Here is a 14,085-nt window from a genome sequence, read left to right as displayed (position 1 = left end):
AGTATCAGCACCGGCAGCAGCGGCACCGGCTCCGGCACCGGCCAACACAGCATCAACCGCAGCAGCCAAACCACCAAGCGTCGGCCCATCAAACACAACCGCCACCGGCAACTCGATCCCGAACACCTCGCCCACCCGCATCACCAACCGAACCGCCAACAACGAATGCCCACCACATCCAAAGAAATCGCTGTCAACGCCGGGCTCAACGCCAAGTAGGTCCGCCCATACGGTGGCGAGCACCTCCTGCGTCGGTGTCAGGTCGCGGACCGGCCCGGCCGCATCATCGGACAGGTTCCGGGGGTCGGGCAGCGAGCGCCGATCGACCTTTCCTCGTGCGGTCACCGGCAACGTGTCGACGACGGCCACCGCTGAGGGCACCATCCACGCCGGCAGTCGACGCGCCAGGAACGCTCGAACGGCGGCTACGTCCACCACGGTGTCCGATGTCGTCGGGACGACCCATGCGACCAATCGCACCGCGCCGTCCACTTCCGGACGCGTTCCGACAACCGCTGCGCCCACCTGCGGGTGTGCCGTGAGCGCTGCCTGCACCTCGACCGGTTCCACCCGGTGACCGCGGACCTTGACCTGCTCGTCGGTTCGGCCCAGGTGGTACAGCCGGCCGTCGTGCCACCGCACGCGGTCGCCGGTGCGGTACATCCGGGCGCCCACGGAGAACGGGTCGGCGACGAACCGGTGCGCCGTCAGCTCCGGCCGCCTCAGGTAGCCGCGAGCGACTCCCAGTCCGCCGATGTGAAGCTCGCCAGCGGCACCGTCCGGAACCGGCTGCAGATTCCGATCGAGCACATACACGGTCGTGTTCTCCACCGGTGTTCCGATCGGGACGCGGTCTCCGGGCGCCGATAGCCGCTGGCGCGTCGACCAGATGGTGGTCTCGGTGGGACCGTAAAGGTTCCACACCTCGCTGACGCGCGACAGCAGGTCCCGTGCAAGCGTCGGATCGAGCGCCTCGCCACCGCAGAACGCACGCAGGTCGGGACGTCCCGCCCAACCGGCGTCGATCAGCATCCGCCAGGTCGATGGCGTCGCCTGCATGACGGTCACATCTGCGTCGAGGGCGGTCATCAGCCGGTACGGATCGGTGCTGGTGCTCCTGTCCGCGATCGTCACCATCGCGCCCTGGCATAGGGGAAGGAGCAGCTCCAGGACCGCGATGTCGAACGACAGCGTGGTCACGGCCAGGAGGTTGTCGCGTTCGCGCAGTCCCGGTTCGGCGGCCATCGCGTGGAGGAAGTTGACCACGCTGTCGTGTTGAACGAGCACGCCCTTCGGTGAGCCGGTCGATCCCGAGGTGTAGATGGCGTAGGCCAGGCTGCCGGGCTCGGTCACGGACGTCGGTTCCGGCGGTGTCGTCGGCCGACGGTCGACTGCTGGGCCGTCGACCTCGACCGTCACCACGTTGCTGGCGCCGACGGACGGACTCCTTCCCTGTTCGACGCACACCACGGTGACGCCCGCGTCGCTGAGCAGGCTCTGGACGCGCTCGGGTGGGTCAGCGGGGTCGAGCGGCAGGTACGCCGCTCCGGCCTTCCACACCGCCAGGAGGCACACCAGGAGGTTGGCGGAACGGTCCAGCAGTACCCCGATCACGGACTCCCGGCGTGCACCGAGCCGGATCAGCTCGTGCGCAAGCTGGTTCGCGCGGCCGTCGAGCCCGACGTAGGTGAGTCGCCGGTGACCGTCGACCACCGCGAGTGCACCGGGTCGCCGCGTGACCTGCGCCTTGAACAGGTCCAAGGCGCTGCGCGCCGGCAGCGGCACCGCGGTCTGGTTGCGTTCGGCCAGGAGTTCACGTCGCTCGCGTTCTGGCATCAGGGCCACCCGCGATACCGGCAGATCGGGGTGGGCGACCGCGTCCTCGATCAGACGACCGAGGTGGTCGGCCATCCGTTCAACTGTGGATCGGTCGAACAGGTCGGTGTTGTACGAGAAGGCGCCCCGCAGGACGTGGCCGTCCTCGGTCATCGCCAGTGACAGATCGAATTTTGCCGGCGTGAAACAGACCGCGAACGGGCGGGCGGTGAGCCCACCGAAGGGCTCTTCCTGCGCCGACGGCGTACTGGCACCGACGAAGTTGAACAGAACCTCGAACAGCGGCGTGCGGGACAGGTCACGGGCGGGCTGCAGGTATTCGACGAGCAGTTCGAACGGCAGGTCCTGATGGCCGAGGCCGTCCACCGCGGTTTGCCGCGTCCGCGCGAGCACCTCGACGAAGCTGGGGTCGCCGGACAGATCCGCGCGCAGCACGAGCGTGTTCATGAACAACCCGACGAGGCTCTCGACCTCGGATCGGGTGCGACCCGCGACCGGTGTTCCGACCGCCACGTCCATCACACCGCAGTACCGACCGAGCAGCACGTTGAAGGCGGCGAGCAAGGCCATGAACGGTGTCACGTCCCGCTCGAGGCACAGTTCCCGCAGCGCGCGCGTCACGGGTGCGGGCACCATGAACTCCACGACGTCGCCCGCGTGGCGGCGCACCGCCGGTCTCGGCCGGTCGGTCGGCAGCTCCAACGGAGTCATGCCGTCCAGCCGTTCCCGCCAGTAGCCGAGCAGCTCGTCCAGCCTGCTTCCGTGGAGCCGGTCACGCTGCCAGACCGCGTAGTCGGCGTATTGCACCCGAAGCGGAGTCAGTACGGCCCGCTCGCCGTGGGCGTGGGCCCGGTAGAGCGCGGCCAACTCGCGTCGAAGAATGCCGAGAGACCACTCATCGGTGACGATGTGATGGGCGACGAACCACAGCACGTTGTCCTCAGTCGCCAGGCGGATGAGGCCGGCCCGCACCAGCGGACCGGTCGCCAGGTCGAACGGCCTGGCCGCCTCCTCCCCCACGAGTCGCTCGGCCTGCCCGACGGCCGCCCCCTCGGGCAGATCAGACAGGTCGGTGACGGCCAGGGACACCGGTGCCGGTGGCTGGACGGTCTGCCGGGGGACGCCATCGTCGGTGGTGACGGTCGTCCGCAGGATCGCGTGCCGCAGTGTGAGATCGGTGAGCGCCTCCCGCAGGCTGTCCACGTGCAGGGCGCCGGTCAGGCGGACGGCATAGGGAACGTTGTACTCGCCGCTGTGCGGAGTCAGCTCGTGGAGGAACCACAGCCGTTGCTGCGCGTAGGACAGCGGCGGCGGGTCGACGGTCGTGGGCGTGATCGGTGGCGCGGGAGGCTCGTTGGTCGCGTCGATGGCGGCGGCGAGCTCGCGAAGGGTCGGATGGGTGAAGACGGTGGTCAACGACAGTTCGGTGTGGAAGTGCTCACCGATGCGGGCAATCAGCTGGGTTGCCAGGAGCGAGTGTCCGCCGAGGGCGAAGAAGTTGTCGTGGCGGTTGATGGGTGCGCCGCGCTGCAACAGCTCGGCCCAGATTCCGGTCAGCACCTCCTCGGTGGATGTCTGGGCAGGGCTGGGCCCGCTCGGCGGTGCCGGCTCGGGCAGTGCGGCTCGGTCCAGGCTCCCGGCCGGGTCTAGCGGAAGCCGGTCCAGCGTCAGGTAGCCGGTCGGGACGAGGTGGGTGGGCAGGACCCGGGTGAGCTGGGCGCGTAGCCGCTCGTCAGTGGGCGGCTGGGTGCCTTGGGCCGGCACGACGTAGGCAACGAGCTGATCGTCGATGACGGCGACAGCGGCATCGGCGATGGTGGGGTGGCCGGTGAGCGCGGCGGTGATCTCGGCGGGTTCGATGCGAACGCCGTCGATGGTGAGTTGAGAGTCGGCCCGCCCGAGGAGCTCGATCTCGCCGGTGGCGGTTCGGCGGGCCAGTTCTCCGGTGCGGAACAGGCGTGAGCCGTCGCCGGCGTACGGGTCGGCGACGAACCGCCACGCCGTCGGGCCCGGTCGGTGCTGGTAGCCACGGGCAAGCTGCCGGCCGCCGAGGTGCAGCTCCCCCGGCACCCCGATCGGCACCGGGTTCAGGTGACGGTCGAGGACGTACGCGTGGTTGCCGGGCAGGACGTCGCTCAGTGGGGTGGTGATGAGCCCGGCCGGGTCACCGCCGCACACGGTGGTACCGATTCCCGCGGTGGTCTCGCTGTGGCCGTGGCTATGAAGAACCCGGGTCGGGTGCAGGTGTGCCGCGAGGTCGGCGGCCCACGGGGCGGAGGTGATCTCTCCGCTCAGCACCAACGTGTGCCGTGGGTGGATCACCGTGGGGCCGGCGCGCGCCTGCAGTGCCCGCAACTGTGACGGTGCGATGGTGACGAGGTCCAGCGGTGTGTGCCGCTGGTACGACGTCCACGACTGCGCGTCGCCGCTGTCGGCCGGGTCGAGCACGTGCAGTTCCCCGCCGGTGGTCAACGCGCTGAACACCGTGGTGACGGCGGCATCCGACATCATCGGCTGCGACCAGGCGACGCGCGGATGGGTCGGGAGGTCCATCCGCTCGCTCATGGCGACCACGTGACCCGCCAGGCCCTCATGGGTCACGGCGACTGGCTCGGAGTCGTAGGTCAGATATGCCAGCCGGTCACCGCGCGCCTGGTACGGCGCGTCGATCGAAAGGGCAGCGGTGTCGTCCGATCCGGGATCGGCGTCCAGCTCGGCGTCGGTCGGCAGGACGAGGACGGTGACGCCCGGCCGTTCATGGCGCGCAACGCTGGCGTCCCGCCGGTCGCAGAGCATCGCCACTGCGCCGCTGTCGGCCAGGATCCGGCCGATGCGGGACGGATGCCGGCCACCGTCGTCCAGCGGCAGGTAGGCGGCGCCCGCCTTCCACGCCGCCAGTACCCCCACGATGAACGGGGCACCGCGGCGGGTTCGCACGGCGACAACGCTGTCCGGCCGCACCCCGGCCTGCCGGAGTCGGCCCGCGAGCCGCGTGGCTGCCGCGTCCAGACGCCCATAGCGGAACGACCGCGCCCCCGCGACCACAGCCACCCGATCACCGCCCGCGCGTACCTGCGCGGCAATGAGATCGGGAACCAACGCCGGCGCAGGCGCGGCGGCGACACCCCGCCCGACGAGCGCGGCCCGCTCGTCGGCCGACAGCATGGGCAGCTGACTGATCGGCCGCGCCGCATCCGTCGCCACCTCGGCCAGCAGCCGCTGCAGGTGGCCGACCAACCGGTCCACGTCCGCCCGGGCGAACGTCTGCCCGCGGTAGCGCACCCCGCCGCGCAACCGGTCCGCCGACAGGTTCATCGTCAACGACAGGTCGAACTTCGCCGCCACCTGACGCACCGGCAGGCTGCAGCCGAGCCACCGCAGCGTCGCCGGATCGACCCTATCGGCATCCGCGCCGGCGGCCTCGGTCTCCAGGTTGAACATCACCTCGAACAGTGGGGTCCGAGCTGCCCGCCGTGCCGGCGACACCGCCTCGACGACCTGTTCGAACGGCACGTCCTGGTGTGCGAACGCCTCGACACACAGTGCGCGGACCCGCCCCAGTACGTCCTCGAAGGTCGGGTCGCCGGACAGGTCGGTTCGGACGACGATCGTGTTGACGAAGAAGCCCATCAGTCCTTCGAGCTCCGGGCGCCCGCGCCCCGCCACCGGAACCCCGACCGGAATGTCGCGGGCTCCCGTGTACCGGCTCAGCAGGACCTGGAACACGCCCAGAAGAGCCATGAACGGTGTGACACCCGACCGCCGGCACAACGCGCGCAAGCCCGTCAGAACCGGCTCGGGGACGTCGAACAGCACCGACCCGTCGCCACCGTCTCCGTCGGCGGGGCGTGACCCGCCTCCGATCAGCCCGACTGGCACCAGCGCGGCCAGACGCGCCCGCCAGAAGTCCAGTTCTCCCTGTAGGACCTCGCCGCTCAACCAACCCCGTTGCCACGCCGCGAAGTCGGCGTACTGAACGGGCAACGGCGACAGGGACGGCACACGGCCGGCGGTCAACGCCTCGTACAGGAGCGCGAGTTCGCGTCGCAGGACACCGATCGACCACTCGTCGGCGACGATGTGGTGCATCGCGATCGCGAGCACGTGTTCCTCGGCCGCGCACCGCAGCAGCCCGGCCCGCCACACCGGGCCCGCGGTCAGGTCGAACGGCGCGTCGGCCAGCTCGGCGAGCTGCTCCATACTGTCGACCGGGGTGAGGTCCGTGGGCACCGGATCTGACACCACCTGGAACGGCACCCCACGTGCCATCGCATAGGTCGTCCGCAGGATCTCGTGACGGTCGGCCAGTTCGGCCAGAGCGGCGCGCAGCGCAGCCAGGTCCAGATGCCCGACCAGCCGCCACGCCACGGCGATGCGGTACTGGACGCTGTTCGGGTTGACCTGGTGCTGGAACCACAACCGGGCCTGTCCGAAGGACAGCGGCAGACGCTCCTGGGGCGCGACCGCGACGATCGGCGGCGCCGACCGGCGACCCGCTTCGCCTGCCGCCTCCACCCGCGTCGCCATGGCACGCAGTGTCGGTGCCTCGAACACGCCGGCGAGGGGAAGGTCGACTCCGAGAACCTGGTCGACCCGGGACACCAGGCGGGTGGCGAGCAGCGAATGGCCGCCGAGGTCGAAGAAGTTGTCGGTTCCGCCCACCCGGTCGACGCGCAACAGCGCGGCCCAGATTCCGGCCAGCGTCTCCTCGGTGGCTGTGCGCAAGGCAGCCTGGGCATCGGCGGGCACGGGTGTCGGATCAGGCAGCGCCCGCCGGTCCACCTTTCCACCGACCGCGACCGGCAGTTGGTCCACCGCCATCACGGCGGAGGGGACCATCCAGCCCGGCAGGCGGTCCGCGACCTGCTCGCGGACCGCCGACACGTCGACGCCGCCCGCTGCGGGCACCACCCACGCCACCAGTCGAGGCTGGCCGTCGGTCCCGGGCCGGACATCGACGACGGCCGCCGCCACGCCGGGGCACCCGGCGAGCGCGGCCTGCACCTCACCGGGCTCGATGCGGTAGCCACGAACCTTGACCTGGTCGTCGAGCCTGCCCACGAAGTCGAGCCGACCGTCGGCGCGCCACCGCACGCGGTCGCCGGTGCGGTACAGACGGGAGCCGTCGCGGGCGAACGGATCGGCGACGAACCGCTGCGCGGTCAGGCCGGGCCGGCCGACGTAACCGCGGGCCACTCCCCGACCGCCGACGAACAGCTCGCCGGTCACGCCCACCGGCACCGGTTGGAGCGACGGGTCGAGCACATAACAGCTGGCGCCGCCCAACGGCTGTCCGATCGAGCCGCCGGCGCCGGCGATCACGTCAGCGGTCAGGTCCAGCGAGGTGACGATGACGGTCGTCTCGGTGATCCCGTACAGGTTCACCAGCCGTGGACCCCGTTGCCCGAACCGGTCCGACCAGTCGCGCAGCATCGCGACGTCCAGCGCCTCGCCGCCCAACACCACCAGGTCCAGGGTTGGCAACCCGCGCGCCGGCGCATCCGACAGGAGCTGTTCAGCCAGGACGCTGAAGGCGGACGGGGTCTGGCTCAGAACCGAGATCCCCTGCGTCCACAACGTGTCGGGCAGGTGGTGGGCCGAGCCGGCCCTCGTGCGTGGCAGCATGACGACCCGGGCGCCGTGGGCCAGCGCGGCCCACATCTCCCATACGGAGAAGTCGAAGGCGATGGAGTGGGTGGCCGACCAGACCTGGGCCGGGTGCAGGGCGAACCGGTCGCCGACCGATGCGATGAGCCACGCCAGGCCGCCGTGGGTGACTGCCACGCCCTTCGGCGCACCCGTGGAGCCCGAGGTGTAGATGACGTACGCCGCGTTGGCGTCGCGAACGGTTGCGACGACCGGATCGGCCGCCTCGGCGGAGATTGCCGCCACGTCGTACGCGTCGTCGAGGCACACGACCACGACGCCGGGCCACGACACCCGGTCCAGCAGCGCGTCTTCGCTCAACAGCACGCCCAGGCCGCTGTCGCGGGCCATGAGCAGCAGTCGTTCGTCGGGGTACTCGGGATCGAGTGGAACGTAGGCCGCGCCCGCTTTCATGACCGCCAGCAGCGCCACCACCAGGTCGGCGCCGCGCTGCAGGCACACGCCCACCAGGGATTCCGGTCCGACACCCAGCGCACCCAGGTGGCGCGCGAGCTGGTTCGTCCGGCGCTCGAGCTCCGCGAACGACAGCCGCACGTCACCGGCCACGACCGCCACCGCGTCGGGTTGCCGGGTGGCCCATTCCGTGACTCGTTCGTGGATCATCGCGCCGCTCGGCACCGGTTCGCCGTGTGCCCAGTCGGTGAGCACGGCCCGGCGCTCCTCGGCGGACATCATGGCCGCAGAGAACAGCGGTTGGTCGGGTTGAGCGGCGTACGTCTCGAGGAGGGTCGCGAAGTGGCCGGCGAGCCGGCTGATCGTGGCCGGGTCGAACAGCTCGGCGGAGTACTGGATCCCGCCCCAGAGGCCGTTGTCCCGCTCGGACATGACCACCATGAGATCGAACCGGGCGGCGCCGGGTGGTGCCGGGAACCCGCACAGTTCCAGTTCCGGGAGCTGGACGAGTTCATCCGAGCGATGCGGCAGGTCCATGCTGAACATGACCTGGAACAGCGGGGTGCGGCTGCGGTCGCGCTCGGGCGCCAGCTCCTCGACCAGCCGTTCGAACGGCACGTCCTGGTTGGCGTAGGCCTCCAGGCAGTTGGCGCGGACGCGGTCCAGGAGCTCGACGAACGTCGGGTCACCGGTCAGGTCGGTCCGCAGCACGAGCGTGTTGACGCAGAAGCCGATCAGCGGTTCGGTCTCGGCCTGGGTCCGTCCGGCGATGGGTGTGCCCACCACCACGTCGCGCTGATTGCAGTGCCGCGCCAGGAGGACCTGGAACGCTGCGAGCAGAGTCATGAACATGGTCGACCCGTGCCGCCTGCTCAGCGAGCGGAGGGCCTCGGCCACGGCGGGAGCGACGGTGAACGCGAAGGATCCGGCGGTGGCGGTGCGCCGGGCCGGCCGTGGACGGTCCAGCGGGAGATCGAGTACCGGGGCGCCGTGGAGGCGGTGGCGCCAGTAGTCGAGCTGGGCGGTGAGCGCGTCACCGTCCAGCCAGGACCTTTGCCACGCGGCGTAGTCGGCGTACTGGATCGGAAGCGGTGGCAGCGGTGACGGTAGCCCGTCGTGGAAGGCGGCGTACAGCGTGCACAGTTCGCGCCGGAGGAGAGCGGCCGACCATTCGTCGGAGACCACGTGGTGCATCGTCAGCGACAGCACCTGGTCATCTCGTCCCAGGCGCAGCAGCCGCGCCCTCAGCAACGGCCCGGTGGCGAGGTCGAATGGCTGGCTCGCGTCCACGGACATCAGGCGCTGGGTTTCGGCCTCGCGGTCGTCGGCTCCTACCTCGCTGAGGTCGGTGATGGGCAGCGGCACCGTGGCGGGTTCGGAGATGACCTGCGTGGGCACGCCGTCGACGGCGGTGAAGGTCGTCCGGAGCACCTCGTGCCGTGCGAAAAGCTCGTTGAGGGCGCGGCCCAGTGCGATGGTGTCCAGCCGGCCGCGCAGGCGCAGCGCGACCGGCACCACGTATTCGGTGTCACCGGGCGAGAGCCGGTCGAGGAACCACAAGCGTTGCTGGGCGAAGGACAGTGGCAGGTCACCGTCGCGGGGAACCCGGGTGATCGGTGGAAGTGCGCGGCCGCGCGTGGACCGGTCGATAACCCGGGCGAGCGCGCCCAGGTGCGGATGCTCGAAGATAGCGGCGAGTGCCAGCTCGACGCCGAACGCCGCCCGCACACGAGAGACGAGCCGGGTGGCGATCAGTGAGTGGCCGCCGAGGTCGAAGAAGTTGTCGTTGATGCCGGGCTGGGGGACGCCGAGCAGGTCGGACCAGATGTCGGAGAGGATCTGCTGCGTCGGTGTCTCCGGCGGGGCGGAGTCGGTCCCCGCGGTGACCGCGGTGGTCGACAGTCGGGCCAGAGCCGACCGGTCCAGCTTGCCGGCGGTCGTGAGGGGCAGCTCCGCGACGCTGACGAACCGGCCGGGAACCATGTGCGCGGGGAGGCGGGCGGCGGCGAACGCGCGTAGTTCGCCCGCGGTCGGCGTGGTCGTCTCCGTGGCGCTCGTGTCGGGGGCGAGAAGCAGGTAGGCCACCAGACGCCCGGGATCGTCCGGGTCTGCCTCGACGCCGGCCCGGGCCACGCCGGGATGGGCAGCCAGCACCGCCTCGACCTCGGTCGGTTCGATGCGGTAGCCGCGCACCTTGAGCTGGCCGTCGAGGCGGCCGAGGAACTCGAGTTGGCCGTCGTCGCGCCAGCGGGCCCGGTCGCCCGTCCGGTACAGCCGTGAACCGTCGGCGTCGATCGGGTTGGCAATGAAACGGGCGGCGGTGAGGTCGGGCCGGGAGGTGTAACCGCGGGCCAGCGTCGCCCCGCCGATGTGGAGTTCGCCCGCGACGCCGACCGGCACCGGCTCCAGCCGCGGGCCGAGGACATAGCAGGTGACGCCGGGCAGCGGTGCGCCGATCAGCGTGGCATCGGCCTCGTCCGGCTCGACGGCCGGGTCGACCCGGGCCGACGTGACGCCGACCGTCGTTTCGGTCGGGCCGTAGTGGATGTGGAGATCCCGGTTGCCCAGCCTGGTGGCGAGCTGGTGCGCCCGGTCCGCCGCCACCGCCTCACCGCCGAGCAGCAGCGCACGCTGAGGCAGCAGTGCTGTGTCGGGCACCTCCCGCGCCAGCGCCGCCAGGTGAGACGGAACGAGTTTGAGGTAGTCGAGCGGGTGCGCCCTCAGCCGGTCGGCGAGCCGCCGGCCGTCGGCGGCGACGTCGCGGTCGATCAGGTCCACGCAGCCGCCGGAGACGAGTGCCGGCCACAGCATCGTGACGCCGAAGTCCACGGTCAGCGGCTGCGCGAGCCCGAAGCGCGCGCCCGCGGTGAATCCGACGCGATCGGTCACCGCCGCGACGTACCCGGCCAGGGCGGCGTGCGTGACGGTAACGCCCTTGGGCGGGCCGGTCGATCCCGAGGTGAAGAGGATGTACGCCGCGTTCAACGGGGCAGCCGACCGCGGGACGCCGACCGCTGTCGTGATCTGGGCAACGGTGTCGGCGTCGTCGAGACACACCTCGTGCGCAACGTGGCTGGGCAGCCGGTCGAGAAGGTCGCTGTGGCCGACGATGACGGCGACTCCCCCGTCGGCGAGCATGGCCGCCAGCCGCGGCAGCGGCTCGTCAGGATCGAGGGGGAGGTATGCACCGCCCGCCTTCAGCACCGCGAGGAGCGCGATCACCAGATCGGGGCCGCGGCCCAGGCACAGCCCCACGACCGCCTCCGGCCCGACGCCGAGGTGGTGCAGGTAGCGCGCGAGGTCGTCTGACCGTCCGTCCAACTCGGCGTAGCTCAGCCGATGGCCGTCGCTGACAACGGCGACGGCCTCAGGAACGCGTCGAGCCTGGGCGGTGACACGCTCGTGGACAGGTGGAGCCGAGGGAAGGGCCGGCGGACGGCCCCACGTCACGAGCAACCGGTCACGCTCGTCGCGCGGCAGCATCGGCAGGTCGGCCAGTCGCTGCCCGTCACCGGTCGCGAGCGCCGACAACAGCTGTGTGAGGTGTCGGGACAGGGTGCGCACCCGCGGCTCGGCGATCCGGCCCGGGTCGTACTGGAAGGCGATCTCGACGCCGTCGCCGGCCTTGGCGGCCAGCGTGAGGGGGTAGTGGTTGTGTTCGACGGCTGAGGTGCCGCAGATGCGCAGAGGGCCGTGACCGTCGGCGCTGCCGCTGCCGGCGGTGTCGGGGTAGTTCTCGAAGACCAGAATGGTGTCGAACAACGGTGTGCCACGGCCGAGGCCGCTCCAGCCGTGAACGTCGACGAGGGATGTGTGATCGTAGGCGGACTGCTCGATCCACCGTTGGTGCAGCGTGCGGAGCCAGTCGTCGAGCCGGTTCTCGGGTGCGACGTCGACGACGACGGGAACCGTGTTGATGAACAGGCCCACCATTTCCTGGGCACCCGGGAGGTCGGCCGGACGGCCGGCCACGGTGGCGCCGAACACGACGCGCTGCTGTTGGGTGTACCGGGACAGCAGCAGGGCCCAGGCGGCCCGCATGACCGTGCTCATCGTCGTCCGGTGGCGGCGGGCAAGATCTCGTAGGGCATCGGACAGCGGCCGTGGAAGGCGGTGGTGTAGCTGCGCGTGCCGACCGCTGGGTCCGCCGAGGTGGTCCGTCAACGTCGTCGGTGCGGTGGTGCCGGCGAACACCCGCCGCCAGTGGTCCTCGGCCTGAGCCGCGTCCTGCTGCAGCAACCAGCCGACGTAGTCGCGGTAGGGCCGGCGACGCGGCAGGTTCGGTTCGGCTCCGCGGAGCCCGGCGTGGTAGGCGTTCATCAGCTCGTCGAGGACGATCGGGACACTCCAGCCGTCGAGGACGAGATGGTGGTGCGAAACAACGACCTGGTGGACGTGGTCGGCACTGCGCAGCACCGCCACTCGAACGAGGGGTGCCCGGCCGAGGTCGAACCCGGCCGCCCGGTCTTCGGTGAGGTACTCCACCAGCCGCCGGTCCAGTTCGTCCGGGGGCAGACCGCGCCAGTCCTGGTCGGCTACCGGAAGCTCGACCCGTGACTGGACCACCTGGAGCGGCTGCGGCACGTCGTCCCACACGAACGCGGTGCGCAGCACAGGATGGCGGTCGACGACGAGTTGCCAGGCCCGGGTGAAGGTCACGAGGTCCAGCGCGCCCTCGAACCGGAGGATGAGCTGGTCGAAGTAGGCCCGCGACTCGGGCGTGTACCGGGCGTGGAAGAGCAGGCCCTGCTGCGTGGGCGAGAGCGGATAGAGGTCCTCGACGAGGTGACGCACGTCGGTGGTCATGGCGACTCCCCGGCGGCGATGCGCGCCAGGACGCTGTCGAGCTGGTCCTGGTTCAGGCCGGCCAGCGGGAAGTCGCTGGGAGTGCTGCCGTGGGCGGCCGGATCGACGCAATGGTCGACCATCTCCTCGAGAACGCTGATGTAGCGATCGGCGACGGTCTGAATCGTCTCCGGCCGGTGATTGTCGGCGCCGTAGCCGATGCTCAGGTGGAAGCGGCCCTGGCGCACGAACGCGTCGAAGGTCAGCAGGTACGGCCGCGGACCCTGTTCGGGTGAGGTGTCAATGCCTTCTCCGGACGGTGTGAACAGACCCCCCGACACCGACTGCTCGAACTGACCGAGGTAGTTGAAGCTGCACTGCGCCGCGGGGAAGGCCGCGAGGGCGTCGGCGACCGGTGACGGGCCGAGCCAGCGTGCCACTCCGTAGCTGGTGCCCCGCCGGGGCAGTTGCCGTAGCAGCTCCTTGGTGCGTTTGATGGTGTCCGGGAGCGGCTCGTCCGCCACGGCCGTCAGGGCCACCGGGAAGAGGCTCGTGAACCAGCCGACCGTGCGGGAAAGATCCAACTGCCCGCCGACATCTTCGCGGCCGTGGCCTTCGACGTCGACGACCACGCCTGACTCCCCCGCCCAATCGGTCAAGGTACGGGCGAGTGCGGCCAGGAGAAGATCGTTGATCTGGGTGCGGTAGGCCTGATGCGCAGGTCCGACCAGCCTATCCGTGCTTTCCCTGCCGAGCTGGACCGTGAGGTGGCACTCCGTCGACCGGTCGTTCGTCCCGTGTGGACGGTCGACCGGCAGGAGGACGGTGCGCGACGGTGCGTGGTTGATCCACCATTGAGCCTCCTCGGCCAACGCCTCTGTCGCGGCCAGTTCCCCAAGTTGACGGGCCCACGCCGGATACGGGCTGGTCTTCGGGGGCAATTGCACCGGCACACCGGCGGTCACCTGCCGGTAGGCGGTGTCGAGATCCTCCAGCAGGATCCGCCAGGAGACTCCGTCGACGGCGATGTGATGGATCACGGCGAGCAGTCGGCTCGACTGGCCGTCGGCGTCGGGGAGGAATCCGAGTGCCACCAGCGGCCCGTCGGCGAGATGCAGTTGGTTGAGCAGCTTCCGGCCGAGTGCTGCCAACGCGGGCTCGCGCTGAGGGCCGGTCACTGCGGCGTCCGTCGTCCACGTGAACATGCCGTCGCCCGGGGTGGTGATGCGCTGGTGCCAACCGTCTGCGGCCCGGTCCAACCGGGTGCGGAGCGCGTCGTGGTGATCGGTCAGCGCCTGCCACGCCCTGCGAAGCGCGTCGACGTCCGCGTTCGCCGGTATGCGCAGGACCACCGCCTGGGCGAACCGATGAGGTTCGGGCATGCCCTGATCGAGGAACCAGTGC

The 14,085-nt window shown here is 70.6% G+C and carries 2 protein-coding genes; both read right to left on the bottom strand.

Annotated features, from left to right (window positions below):
* Positions 1 to 12,702 (bottom strand): non-ribosomal peptide synthetase (locus Vau01_RS62090; RefSeq protein WP_204014810.1); only part of this gene is annotated, 12,702 nt, incomplete at its 3' end.
* Positions 12,699 to 14,085 (bottom strand): condensation domain-containing protein (locus Vau01_RS62085; RefSeq protein WP_239153110.1); only part of this gene is annotated, 1,387 nt, incomplete at its 5' end. The genes Vau01_RS62085 and Vau01_RS62090, both read right to left, overlap by 4 nt.

Source organism: Virgisporangium aurantiacum (genome assembly GCF_016863635.1).
GTDB lineage: Bacteria > Actinomycetota > Actinomycetes > Mycobacteriales > Micromonosporaceae > Virgisporangium > Virgisporangium aurantiacum.
The sequence above is the reverse complement of the archived record's forward strand: the minus strand, read 5'-3'. Positions and strand labels throughout refer to the sequence as shown.